Origin of the sequence: Ensifer adhaerens, from assembly GCF_000697965.2 — a bacterium.
Classification (GTDB): Bacteria; Pseudomonadota; Alphaproteobacteria; order Rhizobiales; family Rhizobiaceae; genus Ensifer; species Ensifer adhaerens.
In genome coordinates, this window is sequence record NZ_CP015881.1 from 63,401 (window position 1) to 85,372 (window position 21,972).

The following is a 21,972-nucleotide window of genomic DNA, read 5'->3' on the forward strand; positions in this document are numbered from 1 at the left end:
CGTCAGATGCTGCGCGTATCTTAGTTGGTCGTCGGGTCAGTCGGGCCAGCGCAGCAGGCCGGCGAAGCGGCGTGCGTTGCGTTCGGCGAGCGACGTGGCGATGATCTCGTTCGAGGCTCTCGCCTTGTCGAGCTCCTCGGCGAGGCGGCTGGCGACGATCTTCTCCTGGCCCGGATGCAGGTTACAGGGGTCGAGGTAGAAGTAATTGTGCTCGGCCTCGTGGTCTCGCACGATGATCGGCGGCGCGCCGCGGGCCAGCGCATCGGCGAGATCCCAGGCGGTGATATGGGCTTCCTGCGGGTCGATGTTGACGCGCAGCCGGTCGAGCGGGTTGTTGGTCGGGTCGGCCTCGATCACCGGCTTGATGCCGGGACGGCCGTCGAGCGTCTCGCGCCAGAGGTTCAGGTAACCGGTTTCGCGCTCGCGGATGCCGGCATGGTCGCGGGTTTCCCAGGCTTGAAGTGCCGCCATCACGCCGAGCATGCTTTCCTTGCCCACCTTCATGCCGCGGCCGATGCCGAGGTTCTGCAGGAAGGTGTTGCGCACCATTTCCTTTTTGCCGGCGACGATGCCGGAGGTCGGGCCGCCCAGAAACTTGTGGCCGGAATAGAGCACGATGTCGGCGCCCTCATCGAGGAAGATGCGCAGGTCGTATTCGGAAGCGGCGTCGACGATGACCGGCACACCCTTCGAATGGCAGACCTCGGCAAATTCCCTGAGGCCGACGAGACCGTATTGCACCACGTGATGCGAGACGACGTAGACGGCGCAAGCGGTGCGCTCGTTGATCGCGCCTTCGATATGGTAGCGATAGGCCGACGTCGCCTGGCCGACGATCACCGGCTTGGCGCCGGCAAGCCGGATCGCCTGGTCGACGGGCGCGCCGTAGCTGACCACATGGCCCATCTGCAGAATGACTTCATTCTTGAGGCCGGTCGTATCCGGCAGGCGCTCGATGGCGGCAAGGTCGCTTCCGGTCATGGTGCCGGCAATGGCGAGGCTGATGCCGGCGGAGCAGGACGCCGTGATGAAGCCGGCCTCGGCACCCGTCAGCCGAGCAATCACCGGGCTCACCTTGCGCTGCAGGTCGTTGATCTCGACGAACTGCGGCAGTATGCCTGTCATGGCCGCGATCGCTTCCGGGACCACGATCGATGCGCCGAGGCTGGTCATCGTGCCGGAGACGTTGATAACGGGACGAAGTCCGAGAGCTTCGCGAATGTCACGGTCAGGCATAGTGGTCTCCATATGATTTTCTGGCGGTCGAAGCGGGTAGACTATTCCGTCTTCGCGGAATATCTACCATAGTAATGAAGTATGAGTGAGGCTTTGCGCTATCTGACGCGGCCGCCATCGGCGGCGCGGCGGCAGCGGAAGCCGAGATTTTACCGGCAGCACGCCCTTCGAGCGGTGCAGGAGTGAAGCAGTGGACAAGACGATGACCGGCGTCGAGCCGACCGACGATATGGAAACGACCGGCAAGCCGCGCCGCTCGCGCGTGAGCGGCATGGATCGCGCCTTGCAGGTGCTCGATTTCCTTTATGAGACGGGTTCCCCGAGTGGCGTCTACGCGATTGCCAAGGCTGTCGGCGCGCCGCTGTCGACCGCTTATGTCATCGTCGACGACATGGTCGAAAAGAACCTGCTTAGCCGCGATGCCGATGGGCTCGTCTGGCTCGGCGACCGGCTCTATCACTATGGCCTTGCCTATGCCCGCTCGCTCGATTTCCTCGGCGTCGCCACCCGCGAGATGCACGACCTCGGCCGTGAAGTTGCCGAGACGATCCAGCTTTGCGGCCGCGACGGCGACTACATGCAGGTGCTCGCCATGGCCGATGGTCCCGGCCATTTCCAGGTGACCTCGCGCGTCGGTACCCGCGTGCCGCTCAACTGGACGGCGTCGGGCCGTCTTCTGGTGGGGCATCTGCCCGCCGACGAACGGCTGGAGCTGTTCCGCCGCTGCGCACGAACCTCGCCGACCGGCCGCGCCGATATCGATCCGGCCGCGCTCTCCGCCCAGGCTGAAAGCGCGCTTTCCGCAAGGCTGTCGATCCAGGCGGGCGAATCCGACTATGCCGTCGCCTGCGTCGCAGCCCCGATCCTCGACGATAAGGGCAATTGCGCTGCCACGATCTCGATCGTCCTGCCCGAGCAGAAAATCCTCGACGACCGGGCGTTCTACGCCGATCACGTCAGGGTTTCCGCCGAGCGGATCGAAAAAATGATGGGCTGGCGCAGCCACTGATCCGACCTCCCGTCGTCACTCGTGCAGAGCGACGATCGCCTCGATCTCGACGGTGATGTTGCCGGGTAACGACCCGAAACCCACCGCCGAGCGCGCATGGCTGCCGGCCGCTCCAAAAACGTCCATCATCAGGTCCGAGCAGCCGTTGATGACGCGCGGATGTTCGGCAAAATCCGGAACGGCATTGACCATGCCCAGGATCTTGACGATGCGCTTGACCTTTCCGAGGTCTCCGAGCGCATCATGCATGACCGCAAGCAGGTTGATGCCGGTTAACCGTGCGTGGTCATAGGCGCTGTCGATGTCGACATCGCCGCCGACCTTGCCGGCGTAGAGATGACCGTCGGGCTCGCGTGGGCCCTGGCCGGAGAGATACAGGATGTTGCCTTCGCGCACATGCGTCACGAAATTGGCGATCGGCGGTGGCGCAGGCGGCAGGTTGATGCCGAGGGCCTGAAGGCGTTCGTAGGGTGAGACAGCGACGGGGCTGTCGTTTTTCGGGTCCATACTGTTCACGCGTTGTCCTGTCATTTCTGTATTCTGTCGCCCTGGCTTAGCGGTAGCTGAAGCCGTGGCTGTGGTCCGGGCACTCGATATGCTGCGGCTGGTAACGATTGGCGGCAACCACGTGGGTGCCCATGACCGCGTAGCGCGGCTCGAAGAGGCGGTTGAGGTGCGCTTCGGCGCCGAGTGAATCGAAGACCCGAAGCTCGCTATCGACGAGGTCGAAGAGGGTGAATTCGGCGCGGGCGCCGACGGTAAGCAGATTGTCCATCGGCAGGCGGATGACCGAGGCGGGCGCTTGGGTCACGGCCTCGACCACCTTTTCGAAAGGCATGCCGACGCTCAAGAGCTTCGACATGGTGGTGCCCAGGTCCCAGACGGACTGGTTCATGCTGCGCAGGTGCACGTCGGTGGAGATCGAGAAGGGGAGCAGACCGCGGGCGATCGCCACTTCCGCCACGCGGAAGGAGAACGAGGCGCCGCCGTGGCCGATGTCGAGGCGGATGCCTTCGCCGGCGCAGCGTTCGGCAAGCTCAAACAGGTCCTCGTCCTCGATGATGCTGGAACCGGCCTTGCCGTTGAAGCAATGGGTGACGATGTCGCCGGGCCCGAGGATTTCCAGAACCTCGTCATAGAGCGCCGGCGGCTCGCCGACATGCACCATGACAGGGATCTTCAGGATTTTGGCGATCTTCTTGCCGAGCTTCACCGGCGTCACGCCCCAGGAACCGGTGATGACGTGGCTGGCGCGCACCTTCAGGCCGACGATGTGCTCGCGGTTTTCCTGGTAGCAGGCGATGATACGGTCGATGTCGATCGAGCGGATGTCGGAGAGTTCGCTGACGCGGTTGCAGGCGACAAGCCCGATCGAGCCGAGATTGAGGAACGCCTTGATGCGCTCGCGCGACGGCTCGATGATGTATTCGCGAAAGCCGTGGAAATTGGCTTCACCGGCCGAACCCGCGTCGACGATCGTGGTGACGCCGCGCTCCATGCCGCAAAGCTGCGGGCGCACAGAAATGTCGGTGCCGCCGTGCCAGACGTGGGCGTGCAGGTCGATCCAGCCGGGCGAGATCCAGGCGCCCTTGCCCTCTATGCGACGCACGTCGCCTGATGCCTCCAGGTTCGGGCCGAGGGCTGCGATGCGGCCTTCGTCGTCGACGAGGATGTCGGTGGTTTCAGCCGGCGCGGCCATGCCGAAGGCGACGGGCTTCACCTGCCGGATCAGCACCGGACCGGCGTTCGATGTTGCGGTCGTCATGACTTACAGGTCCTTTCTGAGGCGGGGATCGAGCATATCGCGCAGGCCGTCACCGACCATCTGCAGCGACAAGACCGAAAGCACGATGGCGATGCCGGGGAAGAGCGTTACCCAGTCGGCCTGGCCGATATATTGACGCCCCGAGGCGATCATCGTGCCCCAGGTCGGGATTTCCGGGCTGACGCCGACGCCGAGGAAGGAAAGCCCGGCTTCGGCAAGCATCGCATGGGCGAAGAGGAAGGTGCCCTGCACGAGGACGGGCGAAAGCAGATTGCGCAGCACGTGACGCGTCATGATGTGTGGCGTCGAGATCCCGAGCGCGCGGGCCGCCTCGACATAAGGAAGCTCGCGGATGACCAGTGTCGAGGCGCGCACCACGCGGGCGAGCCGCGGCGCATAGACGATGCTGAGCGCGATGATGACGGTCGTCAGCGAGGGGCCCAAGGCCGCGACCAGCGCGATCGCAAGCAGGATGTCCGGGAAGGCCATCATCGCGTCGATGACGCGGGCGATCGGCGTGTCGAGCTTCGGAAAGAAGCCGGCGAGCAGACCGAGCACGACGCCGATCACGGTTGCAAGCGTGACGACCGCCGCACCGACAAGCAGCGACAATCGGCCGGCATAGATGGTGCGGGAGAAGACATCGCGGCCGAACTCGTCGGTGCCGAAGAACCATTGCAGGCTCGGCGGCTGCAGCCGGTTGACGATCGACAGCTTGCCGGGCGCATAGGGTGCGATCAGCGGCGCGAAGACGGCAAGCAGCACGAAGACGGTGAGCACGATCAGGCCGAAGGCAACGGTTTTGCGCTTCAACAGCCGGCGGACGAACTTGCGGCCTTCGCTCTCGGTGGGGGCAGATACGGTGATAGACATCAGTAGCGCACCCTTGGATCAACGAGGAGATAGAGCATGTCGATCACGAAATTGATCAGCACGTAGAGCGCGGCAATGACGAGCAGCGCGCCCTGGATGACGGGATAGTCGCGGCGAAGCACGGCGGAGACGACGAGATTGCCGACGCCGGGCAGGCCAAAGACGGTTTCCGTGACAACCGCACCCGAGATCAGCACGGCGGCGGTGAGGCCAATGATCGTCAGGATCGGGATCAGCGCGTTTTTCAGTGCGTGCTTCATCACCACCTTGCGTTCGCCGAGGCCTTTGGCGCGGGCGGTGCGGATGAAATCGTCGCCGAGCACGTCGAGCATCGATGCACGGGTAAAGCGCAGGATCAGCGCCGAGGAGACGACGCCGAGCGCGATCGCCGGCAAGGTCAGGTGATACATGCGCTCGGTGAAGGAGGATCCGGGGCCGCCATAGCCGGAGACCGGGAACCAGCCGAAACGCACGGCAAAGACCTGGATCAGGATCAGGCCAAGCCAGAAACTCGGTATGCTGGCGGCGAGCATGGCAAGCGTTGTTGCCGCCTGGTCGACGAAGGAGCCGCGCCTGTAGGCGGCATAGATGCCGATCGGCAGCGCGATGGCGCAGGCGATGACGATTGAGAACAGGGTCAGGAAGAAGGTCGGCTCGGCACGCTCCGCCAGTGCTGACGTGACCGGCTGGTTGAGGAAGATCGACTGGCCGAGATCGCCCTGCAGCAGTTGTCCGATATAGTAAACATATTGCAGGCCGAGCGACTGGTCGAGGCCAAGCCGGCTGCGCAGCGCCGTAATGTCTTCCTGGGTTGCTTCCGGACCGAGCATGACGGCGGCGGGATCGCCGGGCGTCACGCGGACGATGACGAAGACGATCGTGACGACAATCGCCATGACGACGATCATGCCCATCAGCCGTTGGAAGATGTAGCGTAACATGGTGGCCTCGAACCTTTCCTGTGCGCTCCGCCGCAAGGGTGGAGTGACGCGCCCCTTCGAGCGGGCGCCAGGCGCATGGCCCGGCTGCCCGCCGAAGTCCCTTGGGAGGGGGAGCTTACTTCTTGATCGAAGCGTTCCAGAAGTACGGCCACGGGGCCGGCGAGACGCCGTCGAGCGACTTCGACTTCGCCGAAAGCGCGTTGAAGTCGCCGATCTTGATGAATGGCACTTCCTCGAAGATCACCTTCTGCACGTCTGCCCACAGCGCCACGCGCTTGGCCGAGTCGGATTCGGCGTTGAAGGCATCGACCGCCTTGGCGCGCGCCGGCGTATCCCAGTTGCCGGGCGCCTTGGTCGACATCATGCCGATGAGGGCCGGTTCCGGCAGGAAGGGGCTGTGGGTGATGTAGATGTCCCAGAGCGTCGGGTCGGCACGGCGCTGGGTCAGCGTCGCCCAGTCGACCACCTGCAGATCGACGGTAAAGCCGGCGAGCTTCAGATACTCGGCCGCGACCTGCGCCATCTTGTAATGGAACTCATACTGGCGGCTCGTCAGGATGCGCAGCGGCTCACCCTTGTAGCCGGCGGCCTTCAGGAGTTCGCCAGCCTTTTCCGCATCGGCGATGTTGTAGGCGCCTTCGGTGCCGGCATCGGTCCGCCAGGTAAACTGCGACGGGTAGAGAGCGGCGTCGAGCGCATAGAAGTCTGTGGTGCCGAAGGCTGCCGCCATCATGTCTTCCATGCTGAGCGAAGCGCGGATCGCCTTGCGCAGGTCGAGGTTCTTGGTCATGCCGTTGCCGGAGTTCAAGACGAAGACAGGCCAGCCGAAGGGCTGCAGCATGACGGGTTCGGAAGCGCTCGAACCCTTGACGCGTTCGAAGGATTCGACCGGCAGAGAATCGACATAGTCATACTGGCCGGAAACGGCCGCTTCGACGCGGGTGTTCGGGTCCGGAACCGGCACGAAGCGGATTTCGTCGGCATATTGGTGGCGGACGCCGCCATAGCCGTTGGCTTCGCCTTCCGGCGATTTGTAGGCATCGTAGCGGGTGAGCTGGATGTACTGGTCCGCCTTGCGTTCCTTCAGCTGGTAGGGGCCGGTGCCGACGAAATCAGTCATCGGCTCGGCCTGCTTTTCGGAAGGAAGCACGATCGCCGCGGAGTTGTTGAAGGCGAGCAGCGAAACGAGCGGCGCGTAAGGGGTGGTGAGCGAGATCTTCACCGTCAGCGGGTCGATCGCTTCGATGCCGGAAATCGTCGTTGCCGTCTGCTTGCCGCGCGAGGCGACCTTGGTCCAGCGCTCGAGCGAGGCGACGACGTCCTTCGAGTCGAGATCGGTGCCGTCGTGGAACTTGACGCCCGAGCGCAGCTTGATCGTGTAGGTCTTGCCGTCGGCGCTGATCTCCGGAAGTGCTGCCGCCAGAAGCGGGGTCGGCTTCCAGTCCTTGTCGAAGGTGTAGAGCGTCTCGAAGATGTGTTGCGAGACTATGCCGACGAGGTCGGCCGTCGATGCCATCGGGTCGAGGGTCGGCGGCTCACCGACCGTCGCGACGTTGATCACGCCGCCCTTTTCCTGCGCAAAGGCGAGAGTTGCCGATGCCACCAATGCGGTTCCAATAAGCAATGCGAGTTTAGTCGATTTCATATTTGCTCCTCCTCATATTCCATAGTTATGCTATGTCGTTCTTTATTTTGGAATATAAAAAGGCACGAAGCCGGAAATGTCAACCGGCTGTCGTCGTCTTGTCACAACCGCCGGCAGCGGCGGGCCGGAACCCTTGTCCTGGAGGGTGCATAAGTGGGCGGGAGCTATCGCGAAGGCGCGGGATTTGTTAGCCCGGAGTCCGGATTGAAAAGGGAGAAGAGAATGAAGGTCATCGGCCTGATCGGCGGCATGAGCTGGGAGAGCTCGGCGGAGTATTACCGCATCATCAACGAGACGGTTCGCGCGCGCCTCGGCGGCGTGCACTCGGCGAAATCGCTGATGTGGTCGATGGACTTCGGCGAGATCGAGCGCCTGCAGCATCACGGCGACTGGCCGGCCCTGACGGGAGAGATGATCGCCGCAGCGCGACGTCTCGAGGCAGGCGGCGCCGATTTCCTGATGATCTGCACCAACACCATGCACAAGATGGCGGCGGACGTTTCGGCAGCCGTCTCCATTCCGCTGCTGCATATCGCCGACCCGACGGCGGAGAAGATCAAGGCGGCGGGCCTTCGCAAAGTCGGCCTGCTCGGAACGGCCTTCACCATGGAACAGGACTTCTACAAAGGTCGCTTGGCGGAAAAATTCGGTCTCGATGTGCTGGTGCCGGAGGCGGAAGACCGGGCGAAGGTGCACGAGATCATCTACCGCGAACTCGTTGCCGGTATCGTCAAAGACAGCTCGCGCGACGCCTATCGCGCCATCATCGCGCGGCTTGTCGATGCGGGCGCGGAAGCGATCATCATGGGCTGCACCGAGATCATGCTTTTGATTTCACAGGCTGATAGCCCGGTCCCGGTGTTCGATACGACCGAGATCCACGCGCTTGCTGCGGTCGACCTCGCGCTCGGGGACGCCTGACCACGGCCGACTGGCCGTCGGCCGTGGTTGCAAGGGCTAGTGCAAGGTGAATTCCCGGGGTTCGCCCGGAAACAGGCTGAGAAGTGCTATGCCCTGCTGCAAAAGCAGTTCGGCGGCTGGCAAGTCGCCGACCACCAGGTCGTCCGCACAGCCGATGATGATGTTGGCGAGGCTGATCGAGTTCTCGGCGAACCGGTCGTCGCCGATCTCGTAGGCCTTCTCGGCCGTTGCCTCGAGCGCTTCCGCTACCAGCGCCATCATGTTCGAGCGTTCATCCAGCGTCATGGCATCCAGTGTCTTGGCGTCGGGAGTTTTGGCAGTTGTCTGCATGATTACCTTCCCTATTGTTCAAGCCGAAATGGCCGCGCCGGCCGAAGCCGGGGGAAAAGTCTACGACTGGGGTGAGTCCAGGAGGGGAGCCGGCGTCGAACGCGGCTTCTCCAATAAGATCGTGCGTTGCGGCGCGATATGCAAGGAATGGCTACTATGCGGCCAGCGCATGGGTCCGCGGAGGGCGGCCGCCGGGGTAGCACGTCAAGGGAGCCCGTTGACCGCCGGATGCGTTAGGCCGTGATATGGGGTGGCCTTGCCGGCCATGCCAGGCTTTCGTCGATCGCCAGGCGATCGGCGGCGCATTCCTGGGCAAGAAAGTCGATGAAGGTGCGAACGGAGGGCAGTAGCCCGCGCCGCGAAGGAAAGACGGCGTGCACGACGCCGGACGCCGGGCGCCATTGCGGCAGCACGGGCACCAGCGTGCCGGCTGCCAGGTCCTTCCAGATCATCATCGTCGGCAGTTGCACGATGCCGGCGCCGTCGAGCGCCGCTTCGCGTAGCGCCGCCATATCGTCGGTCAGGAAACGTGGCTCGTGGCGGATGACGGCCCGTTCTCCATCGGCGCTTTCCAGCCGCCATTCATAGGTGTGCGTGGCCGAAGTCCAGGCAAGACTCGGCAATCCCGTCAGTTGCGCGGGCTCGGCGATCGGCGCCTTCAGAAATCCGGGCCTGGCGACGAGATATTGCGAACTGTCGTCGAGCTTGCGCATCACCAGCTCGCTTTTTTCGAGCGGCGGGAACCGGACACGGATCGAAACGTCGAAACCTTCGGCGATCACATCCACGCGCCGGTTGGTGCTTTCCAGCTGCAGGCCGATCCGCGGATGGGCGGTCATGAACCGGGCAAAGAGCCGGCCGAACTGGAACGAGATCAATGCGGTCGGGCAGCTCACCCGGATGATGCCCTGCGGCTCTCCCTGATGCTGCGCGATGAAGGCATCGGCCGCTTCCGCCTCGATTAACACCGCGACGCAGCGCTGGTAATATTCGCGGCCGACATCGGTAACGAAGAACCGGCGCGGCGAACGCTGGATCAGCCGAACCCCGATCCGGTCTTCCAGCATCGCAATGCGCCGGCTCAGCCGGGATTTCTGCGTACCGGTTGCCCGTGCCGCAGCCGCAAAGCCGCCATGATCCACGACTTGGACAAAATAATAGAGGTCGTTCAGGTCCTGCATCGTTCTATTCATAGGACGCTGCGTCGAAATTCACAATCTTTTGGCGGCAACGGTCCTGCAGTAGCTTACGTTCAATCACAGCAGATCGGCAACGAAGGCCGCTGGCGGTGATGAAAACAAAACGAAGGAAAGGACTTCCGATGACCAAGCCCTACGTACGCCTCAACAAGGATGATGTTGCCGTCCTGCTCGTCGACCATCAGACCGGCCTGTTGTCGCTGGTGCGCGACTTCGACCCGGACAAGTTCAAGAACAATGTCCTGGCGCTCGGTGATCTCGCCAAGTACTTCAAGCTGCCGACGGTTCTCACAACCAGCTTCGAGGATGGCCCGAACGGCCCGCTGGTTCCGGAGCTGAAGGAACAGTTTCCCGATGCGCCCTTCATTCCCCGTCCGGGCCAGATCAACGCCTGGGACAATGAGGACTTCGTCAAGGCGGTGAAGGCCACCGGCAAGAAGCAGCTGCTGATCGCCGGCGTCGTGACCGAGGTCTGCGTGGCGTTTCCGGCGCTTTCGGCGATCGAGGAAGGCTTCGAGGTCTTCGTGGTGACGGATGCTTCCGGCACCTTCAACGAGGTGACCCGCGATTCCGCCTGGTCGCGCATGACCGCCGCCGGCGTTCAGCTGATGACCTGGTTCGGCGTTGCCTGTGAGCTGCATCGCGACTGGCGCAACGACATCGAGGGTCTCGGCACGCTATTTTCGAACCACATCCCGGACTACCGCAACCTCATCACCAGCTACAACACCATGGCGGCGCGCAAGTAAGACACGCCAGACGATGAACGACGAAAGCCCCGGCCTGGGATGGCCGGGGCTTTTCGTGTTGTCTGTTGCCGTGGCCTTTATGCGCGGCTGGCGGCCTGCTGGGCGTCGTCTTGCACGTCCAGACGGGCCGCGGGCTTGAGCCGGCCGGTCAAGAGCAGGCTGACGGCGAGGAAGGGCACGAGCACGCCAAGACCGAAGCGCATGCCGCTGTATTCGGCGATCAGGCCGATCAGCGGCGGCCCGAGCAGGAAGCCGAGCAGCGCGATGAAGGACAGAATGGCGACACTCGCGGCCGCCGGCCGGTCCTTCTGGTCGGCAGCGGCGGTGACGGCGAAGGGAAAGCCGACGGATACGCCGAAGCCCATGGCAGAAAAGCCGAGAAGCGCTGCCCAGGCGGCGGGGCTTACCACCACGAGAATGAGCCCGCTAATGCTGGCGATACCGCAGGCACGTGCCACCGCAACCGGGCCGTAGCTCGCCTTCAGCCGGTCGCCGGCAAAGCGCCCGGCAGCCACCATGAAGGCGAAGATCGAGTAGCCGAAACCGGCGCTGGCGCTGGAAAGCCCGAAGATGTCGCGCAGGAAGACCGCCGACCAGTCGGCGACGGCGCCTTCGGTCATGGTGATGCCAAAGACGAAGAAGCAGACGCCAAGCAATGCCCAGCCCGGCAGCTTGCGTCTGGAGGGCGCCGCTTCGGCAGCCGCGGCCTCGCCGGTCTTCAGGAGCGGCAGCTTCCGGGCGAAGTAGACGCTGATCGGCAACATGCCTGCCGCCGTCAGCGGCACCGCCCATTCCGGTGCCACGTGCAGCGCCGCGAAGCCGACGCCAACCAGGCTGCCGGTCATGATGCCGAGGCTCCAGAAGCCGTGGCAGGTGCTCATGATCAGCTGCCCGGAGTGCTTCTCGATCGCGTCGGCCTCGACATTGAGGCCGAGTTCGAGCGTCGTCAACGCTGCGCCGACGATGGCGAGCGCCACGAAGAGCACCTCGATGTTCGGGGCCCATGTCGGTAGCCAGACGAGCGCCAGAAAGACGACGAAGCCGTAGAGGATGGTCGCACGGCCGCCGATCCAGGCGACAAAACGGCCGGCAAACGGCAGGGTCAGCAGAATGCCGACGGGCATGCCGAGCAGCGCGATCGCCAGTTCCGCCGGGCCGAGGCCGAGCCTTTGCTGCACGTCGGGAATACGCGGCAGCCAGGCGCCGAAGGCGATCGGTTGCAGGAAGAAGATCAGCATGATGAGCCGTTGGTTGGTCATGCGCATTGTTCCCCGGATAGCGTGTCGCGCGATGCACCCTCGGCAGCGGGCGGGAGCCGTCGAGCCGATGCGGTATGTGAAGGAATTCTGATATTCTGAAAATTGTTTTCAGAGCTTGTCGCGCAGGGTGGGTCCCGTCAAGGCGAGAAGAGGCCGTCAAGTCGGAAAGCGCTGCCTTTCCGAGCGAATGGCTGTTGGTGTTGCGAATGTGTCGCCACCAATCCTGACATTGGTCTGGTTGCGGTGAAAAAAATGTACACGCCGGAAGCGGCGGGCCCCGACCCGCTGTGCCGTTGCGCGTGTTTTTGCCCTATCGCAGCAATTTCAGCGATCCCGTCAGCGATCTGACCCACTTCAGGTCGCCGGCAAGACCGACGCCGTCAATCGTCTCCTGCGCGAGATCCCGTTCCGGAAATTGCGTCTCGTAGTCCGCATAGCTGTGCAGCGAACGCGCGAAGGCTGGAAACGGCACGACGACACGATCGTCTTCTTTCGGCAGTGCCTTCAGGAGCAGTGCACGGATCGTTGCGCCATCGGCCTGGAGGATCGGCACGGGCCGGTTGGAGCTGATGTCGATGGTGTTCTGCCTGCTGTCCGTCAGCCGCTGGTTACCGAGACCGGGCATCGCCGAGCCGATGCCGATGCAGATCGCTGCGATCGTGTTGGCGAGATGACCGGGTGTCAGTTCGGGATTGACGATGATGGCGAGGCGGGTGTCCTGAAGCACGTGGTCTGTTTCCTCTCTGTTTCTCAAAGGCTGCTGTCGGCCGGGAGAATAGACCGTGTGGCGAGGCAGTATCTTTCTGATGTTGCGAGAAATTGCCAAGATGGGGTAGATTCATCCCGATAGAGCCGAAAATAAGATAGAAGATGCCCGCCACCCTGACACCCGCCGATGTAAAGATCCTGACCGCGCTGCAAAGTGACGGGCGCCTGAGCAACCAGGCGCTTTCGGAGGAGGTTGGCATGTCGACCTCGCCCTGCTGGCGGCGGGTACGGCAACTGGAGGACGACGGTGTCATCCAGGGCTACATGGCGGTACTCAATCGCCGGGAAATCGGCCTTGGGGTGCTCGCCTTCATCCGGGTAAAGATCGACAGCCATACGGAGGCGGAGGCGGACGCCTTCGCCGAGGAGGTGATGAAACTCGACAGCGTCGTTGCCTGCTACAGCATTGCCGGCGATGCGGATTTTCTCCTCCAGGTCGTCTCTGCCGATCTCGATTCCTATTCGGATTTTGCCATGAAGGTCGTGCGGCGCCTGCCGTGCATCAAGGAGATGCAGACGACCTTCGTGCTGAAGGAGATCAAGGCCTATGGCGGGCTGCCCCTGCGCGCCTCGGCCGGCCAGCGCTGACCCAAACGACGGTCAGGAGGCGGAGGCCATCAGCGGGTCTTCCCGGACCACCTGGACAAGGAAATCGAGAACGGTGCGCACGCGTAGCGGCACGTTTCTGCGCGAGGGATAGACGACGCTGATCGGCAGGCGCGCCGGCGGGAATGCCGGCATGACGTTGACCAAGCGGCCAGCCTCGATGTCCGGGCAGGCCAGGATATGGGAGAGGATCGCAAGGCCGTTGCCGGCGAGCACCGCGCGATGCACGGCCACGGCACTGTTGGCGACGAGCCGGGGCGCGATGCGCACGAAAACGTCGCCGGAGCCGTCGGAAAACGTCCACTGGCGGCCGTCGCCGGCGCGGCTGTAGCAGATGCATTCATGCTTCCCGACGTCGTCGGGAATCTTTGGCGCGGGGCGCCGGTTCAGATAGTCGGGTGCCGCCACCAGAAACGCGGTCGTCCAGCCGATCCGCCGGCAGATCAGGCCGCCCTCCGACACCGGACCCAAGCGAACCTCCAGATCGATGCCCTCCCCAACCAGTTCCGATGGTTCCTCGCGAAACAACATCTCTACGGAAAGCCCCGGATGACGGGCGAGCAGGGCGGCCAGGCGATCGCTCAGATAGAGCCCGAGCGGCGCGGGCACGGTGAGCCGCACGCGGCCCGCCACGAGGCCGGTCTCGCCGCAGGAAGCCTCGTTCAGAGCATCGACCGCCTCGACAACTTTGAGCGCCATCGGGATCATGTGTTCCCCCTCGGCGGTCAGCGCCAGCGCATTCGTCGTCCGGTGCAGAAGACGCATGCTCAGGTGCTCCTCGAGTGCCGAGACCTGGCGTGATACCGCCGGCTGGGTCAGGCCGAGATCGTTGGCAGCCGCGGAAAACGAGCCGGTCTCCGCCACCCGCAGGAAGGCTCTGAGCGCAGAAACGATGTCCATCCGGCTTCCCCCAAACGTTTCGACATAAGCCTTATGCGCCGAGTTTACCCCCGGCGCGCTTTACTGTCCATCGATTAAGGATATCTTGTATCCATAAGGATAACAGATGTCCTTAATTAGGAGCAAAGCCATGACCCAGCGCCTCAACTACGCCCAGCAGTCACCCGAGTTCTTCAAGAAAATCTCCGACTTCAGCCTCAGCCTGAAGGACAGCGTCATCGAGCAGACAATCCGCGATCTCGTCAATCTGCGGGCTTCGCAGATCAACGGCTGCGCGTTCTGCGTCGACATGCATGTGAAGGAGGCGAAGATCCACGGCGAGAGCGAATTGCGCCTCTACCACGTGGCAATCTGGCGGGAATCGAACCTGTTTGCGCCGCGCGAACGCGCAGCACTTGCCTGGACCGAGGTGCTGACGAAATTGCCCGAGGGCGGCGTTCCGGACGAACTCTATGAGCGCGTGCGCGGCCAGCTTTCGGAAAAGGAGATCTCCGATCTGACCTTTTCCATCATGGCCATCAACGCCTGGAACCGCGTCAGCGTCGCGTTCAAGTCCGTGCCCGGTTCGGCCGACAAGCTCTATGGGCTCGACAAGGCCGGGCTCAACTGAGCCCGCAGCAACCGTCATGCACGGCGGCGCGATGGGCGCCGCCGATGGAGGATCCCATGAAAATCGTCATCATCGGCGGAACCGGCCTCATCGGTTCGAAGACGGTCGAACGCCTGCGCAAGCGCGGACACGAGGTGATTGCCGCCTCCCCGAACACCGGCGTCAATACGATCACGGAAGAGGGGCTCGCCGAAGCGCTCAGCGGCTGCGACGTCGTCGTCGACCTCGCCAACTCCCCCTCGTTCGAGGACAGGGCGGTGCTCGAATTCTTCGAGACGTCGGGCCGCAATCTGCTTGCCGCCGAAAAGGCTGCCGGCGTCAAACACCATATCGCGCTTTCCGTGGTCGGAACCGAGCGGCTGCAGGAAAGCGGCTACTTCCGCGGCAAGCTTGCGCAGGAAAAGCTGATCGAGGCCGGTGGCATCCCCTACACGATCGTGCACTCGACCCAGTTCATGGAGTTCCTGAGCGGGATCGCGCAATCGGGAACCGTCGGCGACCTCGTGCGCCTGTCGCCGGCTTATGTGCAGCCGATCGCGTCAGACGATGTTGCCGATGCCATGACCGACGTGGCGCTTGCCGATCCCGTCAACGGCACGATCGAGATTGCGGGTCCGGAGCGCTCGCGCCTCAGCGATCTCGTCGCCCGCTATCTCAAGGCGATGGGCGACAATCGCAAGGTCGAGCTGGACCGGGAGGCGCGCTATTTCGGCGCTCTGCTCGAGGATGGCTCGCTTGTTTCCGACAACAATCCCCGCCTCGGCCGCATCACCTTCGAAGAGTGGTTCGCAACGGCACCCCGCAAGTAACCGAACCGGAGGCGCGCGCGTCGCGCATCTCCCTCATCTGAAAGGATTTTCGACATGATCAAGTCTCTCCTCACCACCCTCGCCGTTACCGCAACCCTGTTCGGGACCGCCGTCGCCGGTGACGCTGCCAAGGTGACGCTCGTCTATGAGCATGAATTGCCGAACGTTCCGGGCAAGAGCATTAAGGGCGTTCTGGTGGAATACGGGCCTGGCGGCTCGTCCGATGCGCACACCCATGCGAGCACGGCCTTCATCTATGCGACGGTGCTCGAAGGCTCGATCCTCAGCCAGGTCAATGATGGTCCAGTCAAGGAATACAAGGCCGGCGAGAGCTTCTCCGAGAGGCCGGGCGACCGTCACGGCGTCAGCGCCAACGGCAGCAAGACCGCGCCCGCCAAGCTGCTGGCGGTCTTCGTCGTCGACACCGCCGAAAAGGAACTGACCTTTCCGATGACGAAGTGACGCCATGCCAAGGGCCGACTGCCGATCGCGCAGCCGGCCCTTCTTTCGGCCCAACCGTTGGGGCCAGCCAAGTTTGCCGAGCATCTGCCGGCGCAGGCCTATCTCTACGCTTCGCCTGCTGAAACCGCGGCCGGCGCCGCTCATCCGGCGCGTTCTAGAACCCAGGCAAAGCTTCGCTTCGAGAGATCGGCGGGAATTTCCTTCGAGAGGATTTCCATCAGGTCGGACAGGCGCACGCTTCGCAGCTTGTCGCGCCAGGCTTCGTCCGCCTCCCACATGATGCGCGCCACCGCACAGGGGGTCTCGTCGCAGTAACCGGGCGCCCGGCAGGGATTGTTAGCCCGGATATTGGTGCAGACGAAGGTGCGTGACCTGCCTTCGACCGCCTCGACGATATCGAGGAAAGTCAGTTCCGCCGGCGCTTTCGCCAGCCGGTAGCCTCCCGAAGGACCGAGGGTCGTGTGGACGAGGCCCGCCTGTGACAGGCTCTGCAGCGCCTTCGACAGATACTCCTTCGGAAGTCCGTGGAATTCGGCCAGCGCCTTGGTCGATAGGTAGCGGCCCTCGGGCAGGCCGGCGAGAATGGCGCAACAGTGCAACGCCCATTCGACTTGGCTCTTAAGGATCATACGCTCTAACGATCTTTTTCGTCCGGCAGATGCCGTCCGCATCTATTAAGGACAGAAAATATCCCTATTTTTTCCCTGTGTAAACAGCGCCGTCATGTGCAACAGGAGGGATCATGGTCGTTGTCGTCGGTTTTCTGCTTGTTCTCAGCATCCTGCTGCCGCTTGCCTTCATCTGGCGGCTATGGCGGCTGAATGAACCGACGCGGCTTGGCTGGCTGCTGGCGCTTGCAGAGACCGTCGTGCTGCTCACCCTGATCGGGCTTCTCAACCGCTGGGACATCGCCGGCTTCTGGACCCGGGCGGCGCTGGCCGCGCTCGCGGTCGCGGCGTCTTTGGTTTCGTTGCCCCGACATTGGCGCCGGCCCTGGCTGTCGCTGGATCGCGGAGCATTGGCGCGCAGCCTGGTGCCGACCGTAGCCTCTCTTTTCGTCTTCGGTGCAGCACTCGCCTATGTCGCCTGGGGCATCGGCGCGCAGCACGATCCGCGCGGGCTATCGTTTCCGCTGGTCGGTGGTCGCTTCGTCGTCGCGCAGGGCGGCGGCATCGGCGTGCTCAATCATCACAGCGATCACCCGGCGCAACGGCATGCCCTCGACATCACGGCGATCGGCGAGACCGGCTTCCGGGCGTTCGGACTGTTGCCTAGGGATCCCGCCGACTACGCCATCTTCGGCAAGACCGTCGTCAGCCCGTGCGAGGGAGAGATCGTCGCGGCAGTAGATGGGCTGCCCGACCTGCCCCCGCCCGAGGCGGATCGGGGCAACCCGGCTGGAAACCACGTGATCGTTGCCTGCGACGGCATGCGGGTGGAACTGGCGCATCTGCGCAAGGGGAGCGTGACCGCCTTGATCGGGGCGCGGGTTCTCGCCGGCGATCCGATCGGCGCTGTCGGCAACTCTGGCAACAGCACGGAGCCGCATCTGCACATTCATGCCGTCGATGCCGGATCCGGAAAGGCTGTTCAACTGTCCTTCGACGGGCGTGTTCCTTCACGCAACGTGCAATTCGTCAGATGAAAGCCGATGCGAGGTTGAGCGGGCGGTGCTTTACACGTTCGATCTGAACGGCCAAAGATAGGCCGGGGAGGAGCTCGTTCATGGACATCAGCACCATGGCTGCCTTTGCGGCCGTCACCTTCATCGCGGTGGTCACGCCCGGCCCGGACGTGATCCTGGCGATGGCCAATGGCTCTTGTTTCGGCATGAAAAAGGCGGTCGCCGGGATGATCGGCGTGCTCCTTTCCGACTTCTTCCTGATCGCCGCCGTGGCAGCGGGCCTCGGCGCCATCCTTGCCGCGTCGGAGTTCTGGTTCTCGGTCGTCAAATATTCGGGTGCCGGCTATCTCGCCTGGCTCGGCTACAAGATGCTTCGGCCCGGTAGAGCCGAGAAAGCGGAAACGCAAGGCGCCGAAAACGGCGATCTCGTTCGCACGGAATCCGCGCTCGCGATCTGCCGCCACAGCATGATCGTGGCCATCACCAACCCCAAGGCCTACCTGTTCTTCTCCGCATTGCTGCCGCAGTTCATCAACCCGGCCGCGCCGCAACTGCCGCAGTTCTTGGCGCTTACCGCCGTGTTCACCGTCGTCGAGTTTGCCGTCATGTTCGGTTACGCTCTTGTCGGCTTCAAGACGACGCAGTTTGCCGCCTCGTCGATGCGGCGCTGGATGGAACGAGGCTGCGGCGGCGCCTTGCTTGTCTCGGCTGCCTCGCTCGCGCTGGTAAAGCGCGTCAACGGCTAGGCGGCGGGTCGCGATAACGGGGTGCCCGGCCGATCGTTCGTTTTCGGGATGCGAAAGGTTCAGGAGCCGGTGGGCCGCCGTGTCGCAGCACTGCTTCTGGCAGGGCTTAATGATAGAAGCGTCGCCGCCGTTCCGGCGGGTGCGATCGAGCCCGCTGCAAACTGCGGCACGCCCGACGGATCATCCGACCAAACGCTGTTTCTGCCGGCGGCCTTCGCGGCATAAAGCGCGGCGTCGGCGGCGGAAATGATCGCGTGCACATCCTTGTGCCGGTCGGCAAAGGCAATGCCGATGCTGACCGTTGCCGACAGCACGCCCTTGGTCGTGCTCAGCCGGCGCGCTTCGAGCGCGGTGCGAATGCTGTCGGCAATGGCGATCGCGTCGGCGCGATCCGCCTGCGGGAGGCAGGCGGCGAATTCTTCCCCGCCCATGCGCGCGATCAGGGCGTCACGCGGCACGGCCTTCGAGAGGATCCCGGCAAATTCCACGAGCACCTGGTCGCCCACCGCATGGCCGTAGCGATCGTTGATCACCTTGAAGTGGTCTATGTCGAGATAGAGCAGTGCTCCCTTGGCCGGTTGCGTGGCGAGATGGGTCTCCAGCTGCGCAAGGAACGAACGGCGGTTCGGCACACCCGTCAGCGCGTCGGTCTCCGAGGCGAGCTTGTAGCGTTGCTGGGTTCGCTCCTTGACCATGGCGAAGAAGGCGAAGCCACCGGCGAGGCTGTGAAAAAACAGCTCGAAGGTCAGCAACTGGTACCAGAGCGGCTGCGAAGTTCCCGCGGCCGTGTTGCCGGCGAGCGGCCAGATCAGGATCAGCGGGATGCGGGCGAGATAGAGCAGGCCATGGGTGGCGAACACGAAGGCGACGATGTAGGAGCTCGGGAGCTTGCGGAAATTCTCCGAGCGGAAGATCTCGTGCGCGATCAGCGCCGAATAGGCGAAGATCAGGATCGAGTAGAGCACGATCCGGCTTGTGACGCTCTCGCGAACATAGTCTGAAGAATAGGTGACGACGATCCACAGGAGCGGCCCGACGAGCGCGGAGGCGATCTTGAGCGGCTGATTGTCAAAGGCGCGCAAGCCCAGCCAGATCATCGCGAGCCCCAGCACCGCGAGCGCGTTGCCGAGCGAGATGGTGATGAAGTTGTAGCCGTCGCCGCGCAGCGTCAACAGGACGAAGCCGACTGCGCCGATGGCGAAGGCCAAGGACCACAGAAGCAGTTCGAGGCTTTTGCGCTCCTGCCGCCAGGCAAAACCGAAGAAAGCGGCGAAGATCACCAGCGTTACGAACGAACTGAGCATGATCGTCGGGGTATGCAGGATGTCCACCATCGTCTCCTGATGTTCGCGCGAAACCATGCCCGACAAGCGTAAAGCTTTCGCAAATGACGGCATTTGGTGGCGTGCGCGGCTCCGGGCAATCTGTGCCAAAACGGCGGTCGCGTAGGCAGGAAACGGGTTGAATTCGGCGGCGTCCTGCACGATTTTTGAGGGAGGCGTACAAGTGGAGGCGAGGCCGATGGGTCAGGCGATGCATCGTTATTTCATCTTTGAGACCGCGGCCGGTTTCTGCGGCATCGCCTGGAACGATGTCGGCATCACGCGCTTTCAACTGCCGACCGGCACGCTAGAGGCGACCGAGCGGCTGTTGCTGCGGCGGCTGCCTTCCAGCGAGGCGTCGGAGCCGACGCCGGTAATCCGGGCGGCGGTGGAAGCCGTGCGGCACTACTTCGAGGGCAGGGAGGTCGATTTCTCCGGCTTCGCGGTGGATCTGCAAGGCCAGGATGAATTTTTCCTGCGCATCTATGCGGCCGCGCGGGCGCTGCGCTGGGGCCAGACCACGACCTATGGCGGGCTTGCCAAGGAACTGGGCGTCGGGCCGGAAGCAGCACGCGATGTTGGCCAGGCCATGGCGAAGAACCCGGTATCGCTGATCATCCCCTGCCACCGGGTGCTGGCCGCCGGCGGCAAGATCGGCGGGTTTTCAGCGCCGGGCGGTTCGACCACCAAGACGCGCATGCTCGAACTGGAAGGCGTCCATTTGGAGGAGCAACAGGCCAAGCCCGCACAGCAGTCTTTCGGCTTCTGAGGTGAGGCTGCTCCAGCGCGTGGCGCCTAAAGCCTGTCGCGTCACAAAGGATTCACACGCCAGACTGTAAGCTCTTGTTTTTATGCGTCTCGTTGCCGCAAAACCGATGCACAGTTTTGCGCGACATGCATTAGCCTTTGGAGCGCTGCTCGGCCTCGCGTGCGTAAACCGCGAGGAAGGCCTTCCCCATCAGCGAATTCTCGTTCTCGATGCTCTTTCGCAGGACCGCGGCCCGAATTGCCTGAATGGCCCGGTCGTCGGGTGCGGCTGCGCTGGCGAATTCCACGAGTTGCACCGCGAGGCGAAAATTCCCAGCCTCCGATAGGTGCGTGGCCCGCTCCGCAAGCTTTTCGGCGCCGCCGGCAAGAGCGGCCAGTTCCGATGCGAGATCGGCAGTCCTCGGCGGCTTGAGATGGGCCGCGTCACCATCGAACCAGCCGGCATAGAAGTGATAGATGCCGCGGACGAGGAATTCCGGGTCGTCGTACTTCGCTGCCAGATAGGGCTTGCCCAGATATGCCTCGGGCACCTTCACCGCATGCAGAACCGCGTCGAGGCTGGCGCCCCTGTTGAGGAGCGCGAGCGTTTCACGCACGAGATGCTCGAGCGCCTCTGCCCCGTGGCGCAGCATCTCGGCCGCGCGCTCTTCGCCAAAGACGACCGGACCGTGACCGGGAATGAGGACCGCCGGAGCGAGCGCCTCCATCCGCCGAAGTGCCGTCGCCCAATCGGCTGCATAACGCTGCACCTTGCGCGGATTGCCGGCGTTCGGAAACACCCAGATGACGAAATCGCCGCTCGCAAGGACACGTCGTTCCGGTAGCCAGACGAACGTGGCATCGTCGGTTTCGCCTCTGCCGTGAAAAAGTTCGATCCGCTCGCCACCGACGGACAGTGACAGGGTATCGTCATAGACCGCGTCCGGTCGCCGCTGACCGATTGGGTAGATGTAGCCCGGTTTGTTGAACTGCTGGCTCTGCGCGATGCTGTTGTAGCCATGCGAAGCCTCGTAGCGCTCCATCCGCCGCTTCACGTTGCGGTGGGCGACGATCCGCGGGCGCGCTAGCCCACGCGCATCCGCTTCCTGGTCGATGACCGTGATCCCGCTGGTATGGTCGATATGGCCATGCGTGAAGATGACGGTGTGTATGGGGCTGTCGTCCCAGGAGCGTATGACGTCGAGGGTCTGCTTTGCCGTTTCCGGCTTCGCGGTGTCGATCAGGACCAGACCTTCGCTGGTACGGATGGCCGTCACGCTGCCGCAGAAGTAGGTCGTGTGGACGGTGATGATGTTGTCGGCGACATGGGTGATGGCGCCGTGCGAGACCGCGGCGGTCCATTCTTCCATCTGAGCCGTGCCGTCCCACAGACGCTCGAACAACGGGTCGTGTCTCATGGTCTTTCTGTCCTCGAAGCAATCGCCGACAGC

24 protein-coding genes are annotated in these 21,972 nt (G+C 63.4%); 10 read left to right on the forward strand and 14 right to left on the reverse strand.

The features are described from left to right. Positions 1-36: 36 nt before the first annotated feature. Positions 37-1,236, reverse strand: coding sequence for an aminotransferase class V-fold PLP-dependent enzyme (locus FA04_RS20060; RefSeq protein ID WP_034787581.1), 1,200 nt, complete (start codon positions 1,234-1,236; stop codon positions 37-39). A 202-nt stretch (positions 1,237-1,438) separates the two neighbouring features. Here FA04_RS20060 and FA04_RS20065 point away from each other — a divergent pair, with 202 nt between their 5' ends. Further along, positions 1,439-2,245: an IclR family transcriptional regulator gene (locus FA04_RS20065; RefSeq protein WP_034787939.1), complete on the forward strand. Its 807-nt coding sequence runs from the start codon at positions 1,439-1,441 to the stop codon at positions 2,243-2,245. 15 nt (positions 2,246-2,260) lie between these two features. Here the strand turns inward: FA04_RS20065 and FA04_RS20070 are convergent, their stop codons facing one another. The 5 genes from FA04_RS20070 to FA04_RS20090 all read right to left on the reverse strand — a co-directional run bounded on the left by FA04_RS20070 (position 2,261) and on the right by FA04_RS20090 (position 7,469). Next, positions 2,261-2,776, reverse strand: a complete 516-nt coding sequence (locus FA04_RS20070; protein ID WP_051659103.1) for a RidA family protein — start codon at positions 2,774-2,776, stop codon at positions 2,261-2,263. Between the two features lie 22 nt (positions 2,777-2,798). Then, the gene (locus FA04_RS20075) at positions 2,799-4,010 is read right to left on the reverse strand and encodes an amidohydrolase/deacetylase family metallohydrolase (protein WP_034787575.1); all 1,212 of its coding nucleotides are present in this window, start codon (positions 4,008-4,010) and stop codon (positions 2,799-2,801) included. A 3-nt stretch (positions 4,011-4,013) separates the two neighbouring features. Then, on the reverse strand, positions 4,014-4,883 hold the full coding sequence (locus FA04_RS20080; protein ID WP_034787571.1) for an ABC transporter permease: 870 nt from the start codon (positions 4,881-4,883) through the stop codon (positions 4,014-4,016). Next, positions 4,883-5,824, reverse strand: coding sequence for an ABC transporter permease (locus FA04_RS20085; protein WP_034787569.1), 942 nt, complete (start codon positions 5,822-5,824; stop codon positions 4,883-4,885). Before FA04_RS20085 ends, FA04_RS20080 begins: the two co-directional genes overlap by 1 nt. 115 nt (positions 5,825-5,939) lie before the next feature. Next, on the reverse strand, positions 5,940-7,469 hold the full coding sequence (locus FA04_RS20090) for an ABC transporter substrate-binding protein (RefSeq protein ID WP_034787567.1): 1,530 nt from the start codon (positions 7,467-7,469) through the stop codon (positions 5,940-5,942). Positions 7,470-7,691: 222 nt separating this feature from the next. On the opposite strand from FA04_RS20090, the gene FA04_RS20095 reads away from it, so the two are divergent. After that, a complete protein-coding gene (locus FA04_RS20095) occupies positions 7,692-8,390 on the forward strand; it encodes an aspartate/glutamate racemase family protein (RefSeq protein ID WP_034787565.1) in 699 nt (232 codons plus the stop codon). 36 nt (positions 8,391-8,426) lie between these two features. Here FA04_RS20095 and FA04_RS20100 read toward each other — a convergent pair whose 3' ends face one another. Next, the gene (locus FA04_RS20100) at positions 8,427-8,720 is read right to left on the reverse strand and encodes a hypothetical protein (protein ID WP_034787562.1); all 294 of its coding nucleotides are present in this window, start codon (positions 8,718-8,720) and stop codon (positions 8,427-8,429) included. Positions 8,721-8,953: 233 nt separating this feature from the next. Continuing rightward, on the reverse strand, positions 8,954-9,901 hold the full coding sequence (locus FA04_RS20105; protein ID WP_034787561.1) for a LysR substrate-binding domain-containing protein: 948 nt from the start codon (positions 9,899-9,901) through the stop codon (positions 8,954-8,956). A gap of 140 nt (positions 9,902-10,041) precedes the next feature. On the opposite strand from FA04_RS20105, the gene ycaC reads away from it, so the two are divergent. Further along, positions 10,042-10,668 (forward strand): isochorismate family cysteine hydrolase YcaC, encoded by a 627-nt coding sequence (gene ycaC, locus FA04_RS20110; RefSeq protein ID WP_034787558.1) that lies wholly within the window; start codon positions 10,042-10,044, stop codon positions 10,666-10,668. A 77-nt stretch (positions 10,669-10,745) separates the two neighbouring features. Here the strand turns inward: ycaC and FA04_RS20115 are convergent, their stop codons facing one another. After that, the gene (locus FA04_RS20115; RefSeq protein WP_051659102.1) at positions 10,746-11,927 is read right to left on the reverse strand and encodes an MFS transporter; all 1,182 of its coding nucleotides are present in this window, start codon (positions 11,925-11,927) and stop codon (positions 10,746-10,748) included. Positions 11,928-12,237: 310 nt separating this feature from the next. Further along, positions 12,238-12,654: a DUF2000 domain-containing protein gene (locus tag FA04_RS20120; RefSeq protein WP_034787556.1), complete on the reverse strand. Its 417-nt coding sequence runs from the start codon at positions 12,652-12,654 to the stop codon at positions 12,238-12,240. A gap of 143 nt (positions 12,655-12,797) precedes the next feature. On the opposite strand from FA04_RS20120, the gene FA04_RS20125 reads away from it, so the two are divergent. Beyond that, entirely contained in the window at positions 12,798-13,283 is a 486-nt protein-coding gene (locus FA04_RS20125; RefSeq protein WP_034787553.1) for an Lrp/AsnC family transcriptional regulator, read from the forward strand. Positions 13,284-13,295: 12 nt separating this feature from the next. Here FA04_RS20125 and FA04_RS20130 read toward each other — a convergent pair whose 3' ends face one another. Continuing rightward, entirely contained in the window at positions 13,296-14,201 is a 906-nt protein-coding gene (locus FA04_RS20130) for a LysR family transcriptional regulator (protein ID WP_034787550.1), read from the reverse strand. 130 nt (positions 14,202-14,331) lie between these two features. Between FA04_RS20130 and FA04_RS20135 the strand changes: the two genes are divergently transcribed. The 3 genes from FA04_RS20135 to FA04_RS20145 are packed head-to-tail and all read left to right on the forward strand — an operon-like array spanning position 14,332 to position 16,082. Further along, on the forward strand, positions 14,332-14,811 hold the full coding sequence (locus tag FA04_RS20135; RefSeq protein WP_034787548.1) for a carboxymuconolactone decarboxylase family protein: 480 nt from the start codon (positions 14,332-14,334) through the stop codon (positions 14,809-14,811). Positions 14,812-14,867: 56 nt separating this feature from the next. Then, on the forward strand, positions 14,868-15,620 hold the full coding sequence (locus FA04_RS20140) for an SDR family oxidoreductase (protein WP_034787545.1): 753 nt from the start codon (positions 14,868-14,870) through the stop codon (positions 15,618-15,620). 54 nt (positions 15,621-15,674) lie between these two features. Beyond that, complete coding sequence (locus FA04_RS20145; protein ID WP_034787542.1) at positions 15,675-16,082, forward strand: cupin domain-containing protein; 408 nt, start codon at positions 15,675-15,677, stop codon at positions 16,080-16,082. A 140-nt stretch (positions 16,083-16,222) separates the two neighbouring features. On the opposite strand, the gene FA04_RS20150 is transcribed toward FA04_RS20145, so the two are convergent. Beyond that, on the reverse strand, positions 16,223-16,711 hold the full coding sequence (locus FA04_RS20150) for an RrF2 family transcriptional regulator (protein WP_034787539.1): 489 nt from the start codon (positions 16,709-16,711) through the stop codon (positions 16,223-16,225). 113 nt (positions 16,712-16,824) lie between these two features. Here FA04_RS20150 and FA04_RS20155 point away from each other — a divergent pair, with 113 nt between their 5' ends. Both FA04_RS20155 and FA04_RS20160 read left to right on the forward strand, forming a co-directional pair. Next, the gene (locus tag FA04_RS20155) at positions 16,825-17,727 is read left to right on the forward strand and encodes a M23 family metallopeptidase (protein ID WP_051659101.1); all 903 of its coding nucleotides are present in this window, start codon (positions 16,825-16,827) and stop codon (positions 17,725-17,727) included. Between the two features lie 80 nt (positions 17,728-17,807). Then, positions 17,808-18,452: a LysE family translocator gene (locus tag FA04_RS20160; protein WP_034787536.1), complete on the forward strand. Its 645-nt coding sequence runs from the start codon at positions 17,808-17,810 to the stop codon at positions 18,450-18,452. Positions 18,453-18,511: 59 nt separating this feature from the next. Here FA04_RS20160 and FA04_RS20165 read toward each other — a convergent pair whose 3' ends face one another. Further along, positions 18,512-19,786: a GGDEF domain-containing protein gene (locus FA04_RS20165; protein ID WP_167550710.1), complete on the reverse strand. Its 1,275-nt coding sequence runs from the start codon at positions 19,784-19,786 to the stop codon at positions 18,512-18,514. A 187-nt stretch (positions 19,787-19,973) separates the two neighbouring features. Between FA04_RS20165 and FA04_RS20170 the strand changes: the two genes are divergently transcribed. Then, on the forward strand, positions 19,974-20,543 hold the full coding sequence (locus FA04_RS20170; RefSeq protein ID WP_034787529.1) for a methylated-DNA--[protein]-cysteine S-methyltransferase: 570 nt from the start codon (positions 19,974-19,976) through the stop codon (positions 20,541-20,543). A 130-nt stretch (positions 20,544-20,673) separates the two neighbouring features. On the opposite strand, the gene FA04_RS20175 is transcribed toward FA04_RS20170, so the two are convergent. Next, entirely contained in the window at positions 20,674-21,939 is a 1,266-nt protein-coding gene (locus FA04_RS20175; RefSeq protein WP_082566288.1) for an alkyl sulfatase dimerization domain-containing protein, read from the reverse strand. Positions 21,940-21,972: the final 33 nt, after the last annotated feature.